The following is a 15,092-nucleotide window of genomic DNA, read 5'->3' on the forward strand; positions in this document are numbered from 1 at the left end:
CGGTGTGGCAACGCAGATCATCCTCTGACTGGTGGGTAAGGGCGAACGTGCCTCGGTTTTTGCTTCCTCGAAGCGACGGTGACGTCGTCGATCGGTCTGGTCGGAGGCTTTTCCATCGATCGGTTCGACGATTATGCCAGACTGCGCCCTGCCCGCCCTCCCCGGAATTGTTCTGGAGGGAGGGCGAGCAGGAGGCGAAGGACGGTTTCACATCGGTCCGTACCGCGTCAATACCAGCGCCGGCTGAGACAGGATTACGGTCTACGGCTTGAGCACTAGCCAATGGCCGTGCGACGGCCGTCGAAGCTGAGGTCCACGGTCACCCCCGGCGGGCAGATCTGCTGGATCGCGGTGGCATCGGCACCCGGGTTGTGGAAGTTCATCTGGGTGGTGTCCGATTTGATGTGACCGATCGACACGAGCTGCTCAGCCGGATGCGATCGAGCACCGGTCCAGACGTAACCGTTGCACATGTCGGTGATCTCCGAGACCTTGCCGTAGACGAAGTCCGGGTCCAGCCGGGTGTTGGCCACCAGGTGGGCATCGGGGAAGGCCAGCCGCAGGTGGGCGCAGATCTCGAGATACAGGTCCAGTGAGATGGTCAGTGGCGGATCGATGTCGAACCCCTCGGGCGCCGAGGTTCCCTGCGGGAGGGTGATCGTCTGCTGGACCGGGGTGGCCACGAAGTCGAAGCCGCCGACCTCCTTCGACCACGCCACGAACTGTTCGAGCTCCGCCTTCCAGTCAGGCACCAGCCCCCACAGCAGGGCGTTGCCGACGGCCAAGCCGGCATTCCGGATCCGCTGCGGTGCTTGCAGGCGCTGCGCCTGATCCGCCTTCAATCCGGAGCGGTGCTTCTGGGAGTAGATGTCGGGCGACATGACCTCCATGAATGTCCAGATGGCGTCGGCGCCGGCGTCCTTGAGGCGGTGGTAGCCGTCCTGGTGCAGCGTGTCGCAGTTGACGATGAGATAGCTCTCCGGGTGGGCGGCCCGGGCGCGTTCCACCCAACGAACGATCCGCTTGGTGAGTAGGTCCTGGTCCTCGGCCACCGTGCCGAAGACCAGTTCGTGGATCTGGTAGCCGGCGTCGGCCAGCTCGCGGATGAGCCAGTCGAATGTGGCGGGCCGCATCGCCCCCCGCACGCCATGGGCACCTTCCTTGGCCAGGAGCGTGCTCAGCCCGCAGTAGGTGCAACCAGATGTGCAGAAGTCGATCGGGTAAATCACGGAGTGGAGGCGCAGCGCGTTGCCGAAGTTCTTGGTTCGGATGCGACGCGCCTGCTCGATGTTGCTTGACGTCATGCTTCCTCCCTATCGGACCTGGTCCTTTGGGCCGAAGAGGCCTTCAACCCTGCTGCTCATCTGGGTCGCGGCTTCGGTGTTCTCTGCGATGACGCAGTAGCGGACGGTGCTGTCCTCGGGGTTGAACCCCTTCACGATGACCACGCCGGTGCGGGTGGCCGGGTCGTAGTGCAGGCCGGCTTCGTCGAGGCGGGCGACCGCGGCCGGAAACGACGGCACTCGCCACCCGACGAACTCGCCCAACGCCCGGCATCGACTGAAGTCCGGGCCGATCAGGCGCCGACCGAGGTTGCGGTAGATGGTCGTGGACGCCGTCATCCGCCCGTTCCATTCGGTGAGCAGGACTTCGCCGTCATCCAGCAGGATCGCGTCGGCGCTCACCACGCCGCGGTAGCCCATCATCCGCATCCCCTCCGCCAGCGCTTGGCCGATGGTGACCAGGCGGTCCAGGGCATCGGGCGGCAGATCGGGTGCGGGAATGAACTCGGCGAAGGCAATCGGGGCGTGGATGATCTCGCCGTGCTCCTCGAAGGTGGCCGCTTCGTCGGTGATCTCGAATTCGGCGAAGATCGCCCGTGCCCGGTGGTAGTAGCGTTCCACGACGACGGGAAACCGGTCGCCGTTGGTGAGCCAGTCCCAACGCTCGTCGAGGTAGTCGTCGAGGTGGTCGGTGCTCGGCAGATGTACGGCCCGCTGGGCACCGACCGGGTGGGGGATCGCCTCGAGGGCCACGACCTCGCTGCCCATGCCGCCGCCACCGAAGTCGCGCTTGAGGATGACAGGATGGCCCTGCTCCAGCAGTTCCATGACGAGTGCCCTGGCGTCTGCTCTGCCGCGGGCCACGCCACCGGGGGGCAGCGGCGCGCCGACGCCGGCCGCGACCGCCCGGAAGCAGGCCTTGCCGTTGGCCAGGAGGGCACCGCCCTGGCTGAAGAACTGGTGGCCGGGGAGGGCCTCGGGGCACCCCAGCTCGGTAGCCAGGGCGGCGATGGCAGCGTCGGGCATGAGAGCCACGATGCGGTCGACGGTCCGGCCGGCCAACGCGTCGCGTAACTCGGCCAGTCCAGCCGCGCTGGTCAGCCGATCCCGGGTCAGGAAGTAGGGGCTTGCTTCGGCGATGGGAGGAACGACGATCCGGAGGCTCTCCCGGTCGACTCCCAACAGGGTGGTGCGGTAGGCCAAGAACTCGGGGTCCGGTGCCTGGGGGAGGACGATGACGTCGCCCGACTCGGCGTACCACACGATCGCCTGTGAGCCGGCGGCTGCGCTTCGAGCCATGGTGTCGGAGATCGGGGCCACGTCCCCGCCGAAGTCGTGCGGGTACAGATCACCGAGCAGCAACCTGGGCATGTGCTGCGCTCCTTTCGCCTCGGCGGCCGAACCACTTCCAGGGTGGGCTCGGCCGTTCATCGGAGAAGAAGTAGAGGTCCCGCATGAGCCCGTCCAGCGAGTCGGCCCGCTCGCGCAGGCGGACGCGGACGAGGTCGTCGTTGCGGCGCCGGGTGGCCTGGCTGAACGGGAGCCTGCCGACGTCGGCGAACCGGATGGCGCCCTCCTGATCCCGACAGGGCGTCACCAGCGACTGGGCGAAGCGGCTGGCCGAGAAGGGGACGTCGATGCGGCCGTCGGCGAAGGCGTCGGCGACGGCAACGACAAGGTCGCGCTGGTCAAGGATCGGCTCGACCAGCTCGCCGACCTCCCGTTCGATGGCTTCCAACTCGTCGGCCACCGCGTCCTCATCGATCACCAGGCGGTCCAGGGGCTGCTCAAGGGCAGCCCGGGTGGCGAAAATCCCCTCGGCGTTCTCCGCCAGGGTGGGGATGCCCCTGGCCTCGGCGGGGGATTTGGTGACGACCTTGTCGACGTTCCCGAGGCCGGCCAGGAGGGCGCCGTAGGTGATGAGGTCGATCGCCCGCGACCAGTCGGTGGGGAAGATGCCCATGAACTGGTGCAACACGGTGTGGACGCGGACGCCGGAGTACGGCGTGAGATATCGGGCTGCGAGCCGGGGGATGGCCCGTAGCGCTGCCAGGTCCTGCCAGGGGTGACCACCTTGCGGGTAGGCGATCGAGATGCAGCGGACGCCCTCGGCGGCTGCCAGCACCGCTTCGATCAGAGTCACGGCCAGGCAGATCGACGGCGGCATGAGCACCGCGGTCAGCGTTCCGAACAGCTCGCGGTCGACAACCAGCCCGGCCGCGGTGGCCTCGCCAGCGACGCGATCGACCTCCTGCCAGGCTCGCACCGAACTGGCGATCGGGATGTTCTTGACGTAAGGGACGTTGTACGATATCCCGCCGCCTTCGAAAGAGGTGATACCGGATGCCAGGGTGGTGCGGAACAGCAGGCGGGCGTCCGGTGAGCCGTGTCGTACCTGCAACGGGGCTCGCACCAGCTCGTTGAGCTCGCGCCCGCGTCGCCATCCGTGAGAGACGAGGGGGTAGCCGTTGAGCGTTCCGGCGTCCCCCCTCAGCGCCCGGCGAGCGGTGTCGAGCTGGAGCAGGCGGGTGTAGGAGTCGATGGTGATGGTGGCGACGTCGGGTTGCGCCCGGTGCTCCAAGCCCAACAGCAGGTCCAGCATGGCGTCATGGTCACCCACGCCGGACCGAGGCTGGACCAGGGTCCGACCATCTCGGGCGGCGTCGGACAGGAGATCGGCCACCGTCGGCTTGCCCAACGACCTCGCGTAGGCGATCGATTCGGCGAGCGGGGGGAACGGGTCCACGGCTTACCCCTCCGCCCGTCTGGCGCTCAGGAGCAGCCCGCTGTGATTCGAGCGCCGCTTCGGTGCCGGCCATCGCGTGGTCGCGGCCGAGTCCCCGTGCAGGTGGACGTGGAGGTCGCGCACGGCACCATCGAGCGAGTCGACGCCAACGGCGGTGTGTTCGGTCTGCCCGTCGGGCTGGACGACTGACAACAGCCCCAACCCGGAGACGGCCAGGGCGTCGATACCGGCGCGGCGTAGCGCGGCTGCGACGTCGCCCTGCTGGCCGGCGAAGCAGTGAATCGTCTCGTCGCCCTGTACGACGGTGACGCCGACGACACCGCAGGCCCTGGCCCGTTCGAGGGCGTCGTCGGCCGAGGCCCCCACAAACCGGAAGACCTGGGTCCTGCGGTCGCCGACGACGGCGGCCAGACCTCGACCGGCGCCGATCACCGAGCCGGTGACGGCTCCGTCGGGAGTCAGCGACGCGCACACGATGTCGATGCCGTGGACCTCGGCGAGGCGCACGGCACCGGCGTGCAGGACCTTGGCGCCACTCGACGACATGGCCGCGCACTGCGCGTACGACAACTCGGGCATGAGACGCGCGCCGGGAACGACGTGGGGGTCGGCGGTGTAGACACCGTCGACGTCGGAGTAGATCTGGCACTGGTCGGCGCCGACGGCGGCAGCCACGGCGACGGCGGTGAGATCCGAGCTGTTGCGCCCGAACATGACGATGCGCCCGTCGCTGTCGAGCGCCTGGCCGCCGGCGACGACGGCGACGGTCTTGCCGACGAGCGCGTCGAGCAGGCGACGGCGATCGACGGCGATCACCGGGCCGGACGCAATGCGTCTCATCCCGATGTGCGGCGCCCACAGGTCGGTGGCCCTGACCCCCTCGGCGTGCAGCGCGGCACGAAGCAGCCCGACGCTGACGATCTCGGCGGTGGCGAGCACCTGGTCCTGCACGTGCGGCTCGAGGTCGGGATCGACGTCACGCGCCGCTTCCAGCAGCCGGCCTGTCGATCCGGACATGCCACTGACGACCGCCACGACCGGTCGCCCCTCGTCGTGGGCGAGTTCGGACAGGTGACGGGCCACCCGCCGGTAGGCCGGTAGCTCGATGAACGACGAGCCGCCGAACTTGACCACGATGGGCGTCTGCTGGTCGGCCATCAGCCCATCACCGCCTCGGCTACCTCGGCCACGGCCGCACCGAAGATCGCCAGCGCCTCGCGTGCCTCGTCGAAGGTCACGTTGAGCGGCGGCAGGAAGCGGGCGACGCTGCCGTCGCGGCCCGCCGGTTCGAACAGGAGTCCCCGCTTCAGGGCGGCGGCGCGTACCCGGTCGGCGACCTCCGAGGCCGACACGTCCCCGACCGACCGGAACTCGACGCCGAGGATCAGCCCGAGCCCTCGCACCTCGGCGAGCAGCGAGGGGTGGCGGGCCTGTAGCGCATCGAGGTTGGCTCGGAGGAACGAGCCGACCCGGCGGACGTGGTGGAGGATCCCGTCGCGCTCGATGACCTCCATCAGGGCGGACCCGGCGGCGAACGCCACCTGGTTGCCACGGAACGTCCCGGTGTGGGCGCCCGGCGCCCAGGTGTCGAGCCGGGCGTCGTAGAGGATCACGGCTGCCGGGTGACCCCCGCCGATCGCCTTCGAGGCGACCACGACGTCGGGGACGATGCCGTACTGCTCGAACGCGAACCAGGTGCCGGTGCGTCCGGCGCCGCTCTGCACCTCGTCGACGATCAACGGGATGTTCAACCGGCTGGTGGTCTCGCGCAGCTCCCGCACGAACTCGGCACGGGCGGGGATCACGCCACCCTCGCCCTGAACGAGCTCGATGATCGCAGCGGCCGGGCGGCGCACGCCACCGTTCGGGTCGGTCAGGACCTTGGTGAGGTACTGGCCGCAGTTCGTGCTGCACGTCGCGGGCTCAAGGCCGAGCGGGCACCGTAGGCAGTACGAGAAGGGGAAGAAGGAGACGCCCGGGTTCAGGTTGCGCAGGTGCTCCTTCGGGGCGCGCAGCCCGCTCAGCGCGATCGTGCTCTGGGTGCTGCCGTGGAACGCGCCCTGGAAGGCGATGACCTCGTCGCGGCCCGTGGCTGTCTTGCAGAGCTTGACCGCCGCGTCCACCGCGTCGGCCCCGGTAGGCGAGCAGAACTGGATCTTGGTGCGGCCCTGCATCGCCGGGGGCAGGAAGCCGAGCAGCCGCCGGGTGAACTCGTGCTTGGCCGGGGTGGGGAAATCGAGAGCGTGCGACTCCACCTCGAGCTGGGCCCGAGCCGCCGCGACCAGCGCGGGGTGGTTGTGCCCCAGGGCCAGAACGCCGGCACCGGACAGGAAGTCGAGGAAGCGGTTGCCGTCGGCGTCCTCGACGTAGGCGCCGTCGCCTCGCGCGATGGCGATCGGGGCGCTGCGGGGGTAGGTGCGGGCCGACGACTCGACGGTCGCTTGGGCGTCGAGCAGTGCGCGCGACCGAGGGCCGGGCAGCTCGGTGTGGACCGAGGCGCCGGACTTTCGTTGCACCATCGTCACCGCGACGCCTCCTCGGGTTGCCGGCGTCGCCTGGCCGCGGCCAGGCGGGCGAGAAGGGGTGGCAGCGCCGACACGTCGCGGAGGACGTGATCGACACCCAGGTCGTGGAGTGCGGCCACGGCATCCTTGTCGTCGGTCTCGGATCCGACGGACAGACGCCCGCCGACGATCATCGGGCAGGGCACGCGTCCGGCGTCCTTGGCCGCCCGCAGGGGGGTGAGGTCCTCCACCGCGTGGCCGTTCACCGAACCGATGACGAGCGCCACCGCATCGGGGTGAGCGGCGAGGCACTCGACGAACTCGGCGACCGGGGTGCAGGCGCCCAGGTTCACGACGTGGTAGCCGAGGTTGCGGAGCTGGAACGCGATGAGCCGGTTTGCCACCACGTGTGCGTCGCTGGCGGCAACGCCGAGAACGACGACCGGAGGCTCGGAAGTGATCATCGGGCGTAGAGGTCGTCGGCTTCGAGGGCGCGGATGGCGCGATGGTCGCGATCGAGATCGGCGTCGTCGTCGCCGACGAGGGCGACCAGACCGGGTGCGGTGATGACGTCGACGGTCTGGGGGATGACGTCCTGGGAGACGGCGAACGTCGAGAGTTCCGCGAACGTCGGAAGGGCCCCGAGTTCGGCCTGCCACGCGCCCGGGCCACGGGCGCAGGCCCGCTGGTTGGACAGCCAGACGTAGCGCATGCGCTTCGAGTGCACCACCTTCGTCTCGTCGTAGCGGTCGAACGCGGCCGGATCACAGAGCGCCGCGCAGAGCAGGTGCACGTGGGACATGCCGGTTAACCGGTACGTCAGATCCGGCATGGAACTGCCCATCAGGCGGGCGCCGGTCTCGATCAGCACGGGGCCCCGGTCGGTGACCATCAGCTCGGTGTGCGCCGCGCCATTGCGGATGCCGAGGGCGGTGAGCGCGTCTTTTGCGTAGCGAACGACTGCGGCGAGGGCGTCGTCAACCGGTACAGCGTCCTGGTAGTCGTAGAACGGTAGGCCGGTGGCTTCGACTCGTTTGTTGGAGACCCAGACGTCGGAGATCTTGTGGACGCCGTCGACGGACACCGTGTTGACGATGTGCTCGACGCCGTCGAGACGTTCCTGGACGAGCAGCGAGGCGTTCTTGTGCCCGTAGATGTTGGGGTGGGAGAGGACGGACATGGCGGCGTCGCGGACCTCGTCTTCGGTCGGGCAGATGCGTACCCCGTCGGTGCCGGCGCTGGAAACCGGCTTCACCACCACCGGGCGGCCGCCCTGGGCGTCGAAATACGCCACGGCGCTGGCGACGTCGTCGACCAGCGCACTGCGCGGCGCGTCCAGACCCATGGCCCGTAGGGCAGCCGCCATGGCGTACTTGTCCCGCCACGCTCTTGCCATGGACACCTCGTTGCCGGGCAGGCCGAGGCGATGGCTCAGCTTGTTGGCCAGAAGTACCCCGCGCTCCGAACCCGGCAGAACGCGCGCTACGCCGAAGGCATGGAGCTCGTCGAGCAGGTGCTCGGCGTCGTCATGGTGTCCCAGGTCGGCCAAGTAGGCGTCCGGTTCGAACGATTGCGCTAGTGTTCTGTCTCTGAAATGGATAGCCAGTTGGTACGATGCTGGTCGTGAGTCGTGCCGCTGCGCCATTGGCGCTTGATCCGGGCCAGCGTGAGCTGCTGGAGTCTCTGGCTAGGTCGCGGACCGCGGAGCACCGTCTGGTCCAGCGGGCGCAGGTGCTGCTGCACGCGGCCGCCGGGGTGTCCAACACCGACATCGCCGTGCTGACGGGGGTGACCCGGATGACGGTGAGGGCGTGGCGGGCGGAGTTCGCCGAGCGTGGGCTCACCGACCTGGGCAAGGTAGCGGCGGGTCGGGGCCGCAAGCCGTCGATCCCGCAGGCGGTGATCGACCAGATCGTGGAACTGACGCTGCATTCGCGGCCCGAGGGGGCCACGCATTGGTCGTGCCGGTCGATGGCGGCCAGGGTCGGCGTGTCGAAGGCTACTGTGCAGCGGGTATGGGACGCGCGGGGGCTCAAGCCGCACCTGGTGGAGACGTTCAAGCTGTCGAACGACAAGCGGTTCGAGGAGAAACTCGTCGACGTCGTGGGCCTGTACCTGAACCCGCCGGACAAGGCCGTGGTCTTGTGCATGGACGAGAAATCGCAGATCCAGGCGTTGGACCGTACCCAGCCGAGCCTGCCACTCAAGCCCGGTCGGGCCGGCACGATGACCCATGACTACAAACGGCATGGCACCACGACACTGTTCGCGGCACTGGACGTGCTGACCGGCAAGGTCATCGGCAAGTGCTTCGCCCGGCACCGCCATGACGAGTTCCTGCGCTTCCTGCGCACTATCGACACGTCGGTTCCCCGCAAGCTGCAGATCCACATGATCGTCGACAACTACGGCACCCACACCCACCCGAACGTCAAGGCCTGGCTGGCCAAGCATCCGCGCTTCCACCTGCACTTCACCCCAACCAGCTCGTCCTGGCTGAACATGGTCGAGCGTTGGTTCGCCGAACTGACCGACAAGATGATCCGCCGTGGCGTGTTCCGCAGCGTGGATGACCTCGTCAGAGCGATCGAGGAGTACCTGCGGGTGCACAACGACGACCCGAAGCCGTTCGTATGGACCGCGACCGCCGAATCGATCCTGGCCAAGGTCCGGCGTGGACGCGTCGCCCTCCAACAAACGGCTAGCCAAAACTGAGACGCAACACTAGGAACTCGGGCATGTCGCTCTGGCTCTGGACATGGACACACTCCACGCCCCGTTCGCGTAGGGCCGCGAGGAGAAACCTGGTGGTGCTGTAGCCGTCGACGATGGCGACGCGACCCATCATGAGAAGTAGTCCTCGAGTTCTCCGTCGCGGACGGTGTCCAGGGTGAAGCAGTGCAGACCGCCGCCGAACAACCGCCGGTGCCGATGGCGTACCGGCACGACGTCGAAGCCGTGCCGTTCCAGCTCACGGCTCAGCTCTGGGCAGGAGTCGTTGACCATGACGGTCCGCTCGTCGATCGACAACACGTTCAGGTCAATGAACGGGCTGGTGAGGATGACATCGTCGTCGTCGTACTGGGGGAAGTTCTGTGCAGTCGGTGCTGGGGCCTCGATGACGTCCCATTTGCGGAGGGCGTCGGGCAGGTAGTCGAGGAAGCGCCGAGTGCGGATCAATAGGGTGCCCGGTCGTAGGGGAAGCAACGCGCTGTCGATGTGGCTGTCGGTCAGCCGGTGTATCCGGTGGATGTTGTAGCGACCCTCCAGGTGGCGCTCCAACCATTCGCAGGCCAGGAGGTGGTTCGCCGTCGAGATGTTGACCAGGAGATCTCGACCGAAGCGCAGGCACTGCGCGGCGTCGAAGAGCATCTCGATGCCGACGTCGTAGGGGGAGTCGTTGATGACGGGCACGATCTCCATCCCGCCGACCTGTTCGGCGTAGGTGAGATCGAAGGAGCGGTCGGTCATCCAGGGCCGCGGCATGACCGTCCACCGTGCGCCGTGCTCGAAGTACTCCATGAAGAGCGGCTTCAAAAACTGTGTCTCGAAGTAGCGTGAGCGCATCATCGGTGGCGTCTCGATGATCTCGTTGCCCAGGATCAACGTGTTGTCCCGGACGTTCAGGGGTGGCAGGGCGGAGGCCGACCACGCGGGCGTGGCGATCTGTGTCGCACCCTCCTGGATGTCCATCGGCCGGCGGACGCGTACCCCGAGGGACTCGAGCGCCTTGGCCATTCCTTCCACGTCCTCGTGACGTAGCGCTGCTTGATGGTCACCGTCTTCGACGCGTTCTGTACGGGCGTCGGCTCACCGTCGACTGGGAGCCGTGGGTAGTAACCACGGTGGGTCTTCGGGTTGTCGTGGACGAGGTTGTCGTAGAAGAAGAGGTCAAAGGAGAGGTCACGGGCCTGCTCCCGGTAGCCGGAGGCCGAACCCAGGACAATCTCCCGCAGCGGCGACCACTCGTCGAAACTGTGCAGCTTCATGCCGTCCCCGTAGGCCATGTGCTTGGGATGGGCTCACTCGCAACGCGAGGAGTGCGGTGCTGCTGCCGGTTGTAGTTCTACCGCTACAGACCGCAGTTGTTGCCCATAAAACCATCGATCTTTCGGTTAGGCAACGTCAAACTTCGGGCATGCGAGCAGAACTTTCGTTGCCTATGCTCGTTGGTATGGTGGTGCTTGGTTCCGTCCGGCGGCCGCTTCTGACGCTCACCACACTCGCGCCGGAAGAGTTGAGAGACCTCGTGACGGTCGCCCACCACTACGGAGCCGATCCCGGGCGGTGGAAGGATCGGTTGGTCGGAGCGCGGGTAGCGCTCATCTTCACGGCGCCGTCCACCCGTACCCGTTCGTCGTTCTGGAGCACAGCGGTCCAGCTCGGGTGTCACACCCTCCACTTTGGTGCCTCTGATTTGCAGGTCACCACGGGGGAGACGTGGGCCGACACCGGGATGGTGCTGGCCCATCACCTCGATGCCGCCGTGGTGCGGACGAACGGCCCGCAGATCGAGCTCGAAGCGCTAGCGAGTGAGCTGCCCGCAACCATCAACGCCGTGACCCACGATGAGCACCCGACCCAGGCCATTGCCGACGCCTGCGCGCTCTTAGAGGTCGCGCGGAATGGTGGGTTGATCGGCGCGCCTGAACGGATGCAGACACAGAACTGGTGATCATGAAGTTGCTGACGCTCCGTGATCACGGGAGGTTCTGTGCCTGCCATCCCAGCATGGCTGATCGAGCCGTTGTGGGTCCAGTTCGCCGCGCTGCTCCCCGATCGGCCGACCTACCAACCGACACATCCGCTGGGCTGTCACCGCAAGCGGATCGATGACCGCATCGTGTTCGACAAGCTGGTCCAGGTGTTGCGGTTCGGCTGCGCCTACGAGGCGATCGCCGATGCCACCTGTTCGGCCACCACGATCCGCGGCCGCCGTGACGAGTGGATAGAGCTTGGGGTGTTCGCCCAGCTCAAACAGATCGCCCTGGACGCCTACGACCGGCTCGTCGGCCTGGTCCTCGACGACATCGCCGTGGACGGCTGCATCACCAAGGCTCCCGGCGGCGGCGAGGCCGCCGGACGCTCACCGGTCGACCGGGGCAAGCAGGGCATGAAACGCTCGTTGATGGTCGACGGCTACGGCATCCCCCTCGGCCGGGTCCTGGCCGGCGCGAACCGACACGACTCACCCCTGCTCGGCCCCACCCTCGACCACCTCGACGACCTCGGCCCACTACCCCAGGCCATCACGGTGCACCTCGACGCCGGATACGACTCCCAGGTCACCCGCGCCCTGCTGGCCGAGCGCGGCCTGACCGGTGAGATCGCCCACAAGGGCGACAAGGCGCCCATCCAGGCGAGCCAACGGTGGCACGTCGAACGGACGAACAGCTGGCACAACGCGTTCAACCGGCTGCAACGCTGCTACGAACGAACAGAGAAGGTCATCGACGCCTTCTTCGACCTCGCCGACGCGATCATCACCGTCCGCAGCCTCATCCGGCGTGCATGGACCCTCTACCGGTGGAACAACCGACCCGCCCGCCGCCGATGATCAACAACCATTCCGCGCGACCTCTTAGACTACTTCGGTCGGACGACGGGCCTGCACCTCGCCTACCTGGGAGCGGCCAACAACACCGCCCGTTCGTTGGCCCACCTGGTGATCGGGACACCGGGGATGCGCCTCGATGTCTACTGCCCGGAGGACAATGGCTTCCCGCCGGAGGAACTGGAGGCGCTGAACGCGCGGCGGCCCGATGGCGACCCGATCCGGCAGCGCCACCAGCTGCCTCGGCGGCCCGATCCGGTGGACGCGGTCTACACGACGCGGTGGCAGTCGATGGGGGTGCCGCACGGCGACCCCGGCTGGGAGCAGCGATTCGCCCCGTTCCGCATCACCCGGGCGACGATGGCGAGTTTCTCGGGCGCAACCGACGCGGTGTTCCTGCACGACCTCCCCGCTGTGCGCGGCCAGGAGGTCGAGTCCGACGTGCTCGACGGGCCGCTGTCCCTCGTCCGCCAGCAAGCCCGGCACAAGGCGTCGGCCGCTGCCGCCGCCCTGGCGTGGGTGCTCGCTGCACCGGCGCCGGCCAGGTAAACGGTACGGAGATCCGGCCGTGCGGGTTAGGCAGTGTTTGGTAAGGGGCAGCGGTTGGTGAGGCTCCGGCGTGGCGGTGATCGGTAAAGGTTGAGGTCTCCGGTAGATCGGTTAGCGACCAAGCAAACCGAGACCGACCGGAGACCTCATGCCCAGCGTAGCGGCGACGAGGCGGCACGACCTCACCGACGCGCAGTGAGCGGCGCTTGAGCCTGCTCTGCCTGCCAGCTCGGGCAGAGGACGTCCGCCCAAATGGACCAAACGGCAGATGATCGACGGGATTCGGTGGCGAGTACGTACGGGTACGCCGTGGCGCGACGTGCCCGAGGCGTATCCGCCCGGGCAGATTCTGTACGAGTGGTTCCGGCGCTGGCAGCGCGACGGCACCTGGGCGGACATCCTGGCCGAGTTGCAAGCTGACGGCGACGCCGCCGGGAGGATCGGCTGGACCGTGAGCGTCGACTCGACGGTCAGCCGAGCGCACCAGCACGCGGCCGGTCCCCGTCGCGACGGTCACGCGCAGAAGGAGCCGCCGGGCGGGTTGCAGACCGAGCCCGCTGATCATGGGCTGGGCCGATCGAGGGGCGGGTTGACCACCAAGACGCATCTGGCTTGTGAGCAGGGCCGCAAACCCCTGGCGATGGTGATCACCGGCGGGCAGCGCGGTGACAGCCCGGAGTTCATCCCGGTCCTACGCAAGATCCGCGTGAAGCGGGTGGGCGGTGGCCGGCCGCGGACTCGCCCGGACCTGGTCCTCGCGGACAAGGCGTACACCAGCAAGGGCAACCGGGGTCACCTCCGCGCGCGGGATCAAGGCGTGCATCCCGAGCATGGCCGATCGACTGTTTCGGGCCTGGTGCGCTGGCTGCGGCGCCGAGTACTGGTTCCACCTCGTAGCGAGTGCCTTCGATCATGGCGTAGAGGCGCTGCCAGCGGATTGGGCAGAGGCAGGCCGCCGTGCTCATTGGTGCACCCTTGTCTCACTCGAGCTGAGGTTGGTTCGAGTGCACCGGTGACCGTCGGGCCATCGCCCAGCTCGCTCGACCTTCGAGGTCCAGCATGAGTTCTGCGAGGCCCGGCGGCCCGGGACACCCCGACTGGCAACAGGGCTATGCGCCATCGAGCGCCGCTCAATGAGCGACCGGCAGTGGTGTCCCGGAACCGCCAGGTGCTTCCCCACTGGTAGCGCAGCGGAGAGGCAACTATGAGTGTGACCGACACCGCCGTGCCGGCGCGAGGCAACTCGGCCGGGGTGGACTGGGCCAAGGACGACTACGCGGTCTGCGTGGTCGACGCCGACGGTGAGCCGCTGGAGCGGCTGGCGCTGAAATACACCAGGACCGGCCTGAGACGGCTGATCGACCTGCTTGACCGGCATCGGGTGGACGCGGTCGGCATCGAACGCCCGGACGGGCCGATCGTAGATGCGTTGCTGGCCGCCGACACGACCGTGTACGTGATCCCACCCTCGCAGGTCAAGGCACTGCGCCGACGGTACGGCTCGGCCGGGAACAAGGACGACCGGTTTGACGCCTACGTCCTGGCCGACACCGTCCGCACCGACCGGCGCCGGCTGACCCCGCTCGTGCTGGACAGCGAGACAACCACCGGGCTGCGCAAGCTGTGCCGCGCTCGCAAAGACCTGGTCGCCCACCGCATCGCGGTCGCCAACCAGCTGCGCGCCCACCTGGCCACGACGCTGCCGGCCACTGTCGAGCTGTTCAACGAGATCGACTCGTCGATCAGCCGGCAGTTCCTGACCCGGTTCACCACCCAGGATGCCCTGGACTGGCTGTCGCCCAAGCGCCTGGCCGCCTGGCTGAAGAGCGCGAGCTACTGCGGCCGCACCGACCCAGCCGTGCTGCACGCCCGCATCGACGCCGCGCCTCGCGGCGCCACCGGAAACTACGGACAGACCCTGGCCGGCATCACCCGCGCCTACCTCGCCACCCTGGCCGCCATCGTGGCCCAGATCGACGCCCTGAACCAGCAGATCACCGAAGCCCTCGACCTGCACCCCGACCGGGACATCTTCACCAGCCTGCCCCGCTCCGGCACCGTCCGCGCCGCCCGGCTGCTCGCCGAGATCGGCGACGCCCGCGGCCGGTTCCCCACCCCGGCGTCCCTGGCCTGCCTCGCCGGCGTCGCACCCTCGACCCGCGAATCCGGCAAAGTCCGCATCGTGACCTTCCGCTGGGCCGTGGACAAACAACTGCGCGACGCCGTCTGCGACTTTGCCGGTGACAGCCGCCACGCCAACCCCTGGGCCGCCGACCTCTACCAACGAGCCCGAGCCCGCGGCCACGACCATCCCCACGCGGTCCGTATCCTGGCCCGCGCCTGGCTGGACATCATCTGGAAGTGCTGGACCACCAACACCCCCTACGACCCGGACCGCCACCGAGCCCTCCAACACCTGCTCAAACAAGATCATCAAGTGGCGGCTTGACACAGGG

13 protein-coding genes and 1 pseudogene are annotated in these 15,092 nt (G+C 68.0%); 6 read left to right on the forward strand and 8 right to left on the reverse strand.

Features of this window, described 5'->3' with window-relative positions; translation table 11 throughout:
• Nucleotides 1-275 precede the first annotated feature (275 nt).
• The 7 genes from GA0074694_RS28310 to GA0074694_RS28340 are packed head-to-tail and all read right to left on the reverse strand — an operon-like array spanning nt 276 to nt 8,178.
• Nucleotides 276-1,304, reverse strand: coding sequence for a hypothetical protein (locus tag GA0074694_RS28310; protein WP_091462976.1), 1,029 nt, complete (start codon nt 1,302-1,304; stop codon nt 276-278).
• 9 nt (nt 1,305-1,313) lie between these two features.
• Nucleotides 1,314-2,654, reverse strand: coding sequence for a preATP grasp domain-containing protein (locus GA0074694_RS28315; protein WP_091462977.1), 1,341 nt, complete (start codon nt 2,652-2,654; stop codon nt 1,314-1,316).
• Complete coding sequence (locus tag GA0074694_RS28320) at nt 2,632-4,029, reverse strand: methylaspartate mutase (protein WP_091462978.1); 1,398 nt, start codon at nt 4,027-4,029, stop codon at nt 2,632-2,634. The genes GA0074694_RS28315 and GA0074694_RS28320 overlap by 23 nt, the downstream gene beginning before the upstream one ends.
• Nucleotides 4,030-4,032: 3 nt before the next feature.
• Nucleotides 4,033-5,187, reverse strand: coding sequence for an amino acid kinase family protein (locus GA0074694_RS28325; protein WP_091462979.1), 1,155 nt, complete (start codon nt 5,185-5,187; stop codon nt 4,033-4,035).
• Entirely contained in the window at nt 5,187-6,548 is a 1,362-nt protein-coding gene (locus tag GA0074694_RS28330) for an aspartate aminotransferase family protein (protein WP_091462980.1), read from the reverse strand. Before GA0074694_RS28330 ends, GA0074694_RS28325 begins: the two co-directional genes overlap by 1 nt.
• Nucleotides 6,549-6,550: 2 nt before the next feature.
• Entirely contained in the window at nt 6,551-6,997 is a 447-nt protein-coding gene (locus GA0074694_RS28335; RefSeq protein ID WP_091462981.1) for a cobalamin-dependent protein, read from the reverse strand.
• Nucleotides 6,994-8,178, reverse strand: a complete 1,185-nt coding sequence (locus GA0074694_RS28340) for an ATP-grasp domain-containing protein (protein ID WP_091462982.1) — start codon at nt 8,176-8,178, stop codon at nt 6,994-6,996. Before GA0074694_RS28340 ends, GA0074694_RS28335 begins: the two co-directional genes overlap by 4 nt.
• Here GA0074694_RS28340 and GA0074694_RS28345 point away from each other — a divergent pair.
• A complete protein-coding gene (locus GA0074694_RS28345; RefSeq protein WP_141713936.1) occupies nt 8,148-9,248 on the forward strand; it encodes an IS630 family transposase in 1,101 nt (366 codons plus the stop codon). The genes GA0074694_RS28340 and GA0074694_RS28345 overlap by 31 nt on opposite strands.
• Before the next feature lie 129 nt (nt 9,249-9,377).
• Here GA0074694_RS28345 and GA0074694_RS28350 read toward each other — a convergent pair.
• Nucleotides 9,378-10,522: pseudogene (locus GA0074694_RS28350) on the reverse strand (glycine amidinotransferase).
• A 56-nt stretch (nt 10,523-10,578) separates the two neighbouring features.
• Here GA0074694_RS28350 and GA0074694_RS28355 point away from each other — a divergent pair.
• From GA0074694_RS28355 to GA0074694_RS28375, 5 genes are all read left to right on the forward strand, one after another.
• Nucleotides 10,579-11,208, forward strand: coding sequence for a hypothetical protein (locus GA0074694_RS28355; protein ID WP_141714296.1), 630 nt, complete (start codon nt 10,579-10,581; stop codon nt 11,206-11,208).
• A gap of 39 nt (nt 11,209-11,247) precedes the next feature.
• Nucleotides 11,248-12,090: an IS5 family transposase gene (locus tag GA0074694_RS28360; RefSeq protein WP_091453604.1), complete on the forward strand. Its 843-nt coding sequence runs from the start codon at nt 11,248-11,250 to the stop codon at nt 12,088-12,090.
• A 51-nt stretch (nt 12,091-12,141) separates the two neighbouring features.
• Nucleotides 12,142-12,636: a hypothetical protein gene (locus GA0074694_RS28365; RefSeq protein WP_281190383.1), complete on the forward strand. Its 495-nt coding sequence runs from the start codon at nt 12,142-12,144 to the stop codon at nt 12,634-12,636.
• Nucleotides 12,637-12,853: 217 nt separating this feature from the next.
• Nucleotides 12,854-13,699 carry an IS5 family transposase gene (locus tag GA0074694_RS28370; RefSeq protein ID WP_425413672.1) on the forward strand — a complete coding sequence of 282 codons (846 nt, stop codon included), beginning with the start codon at nt 12,854-12,856 and terminating at the stop codon, nt 13,697-13,699.
• A 141-nt stretch (nt 13,700-13,840) separates the two neighbouring features.
• Nucleotides 13,841-15,085 (forward strand): IS110 family RNA-guided transposase, encoded by a 1,245-nt coding sequence (locus GA0074694_RS28375; protein WP_091461346.1) that lies wholly within the window; start codon nt 13,841-13,843, stop codon nt 15,083-15,085.
• Nucleotides 15,086-15,092 lie beyond the last annotated feature (7 nt).

It is taken from the genome of Micromonospora inyonensis, assembly GCF_900091415.1.
Lineage (GTDB): Bacteria > Actinomycetota > Actinomycetes > Mycobacteriales > Micromonosporaceae > Micromonospora > Micromonospora inyonensis.

What these genes read in the sequence shown, in the direction of transcription:
- GA0074694_RS28310 (WP_091462976.1), bottom strand. Translation starts at nt 1,304, where the DNA reads ATGACGTCAAGCAACATCGAGCAGGCGCGTCGCATCCGAACCAAGAAC.
- GA0074694_RS28315 (WP_091462977.1), bottom strand. Translation starts at nt 2,654, where the DNA reads ATGCCCAGGTTGCTGCTCGGTGATCTGTACCCGCACGACTTCGGCGGG.
- GA0074694_RS28325 (WP_091462979.1), bottom strand. Translation starts at nt 5,187, where the DNA reads ATGGCCGACCAGCAGACGCCCATCGTGGTCAAGTTCGGCGGCTCGTCG.
- GA0074694_RS28330 (WP_091462980.1), bottom strand. Translation starts at nt 6,548, where the DNA reads ATGGTGCAACGAAAGTCCGGCGCCTCGGTCCACACCGAGCTGCCCGGC.
- GA0074694_RS28335 (WP_091462981.1), bottom strand. Translation starts at nt 6,997, where the DNA reads ATGATCACTTCCGAGCCTCCGGTCGTCGTTCTCGGCGTTGCCGCCAGC.
- GA0074694_RS28345 (WP_141713936.1), top strand. Translation starts at nt 8,148, where the DNA reads ATGCTGGTCGTGAGTCGTGCCGCTGCGCCATTGGCGCTTGATCCGGGC.
- GA0074694_RS28340 (WP_091462982.1), bottom strand. Translation starts at nt 8,178, where the DNA reads ATGGCGCAGCGGCACGACTCACGACCAGCATCGTACCAACTGGCTATC.
- GA0074694_RS28375 (WP_091461346.1), top strand. Translation starts at nt 13,841, where the DNA reads ATGAGTGTGACCGACACCGCCGTGCCGGCGCGAGGCAACTCGGCCGGG.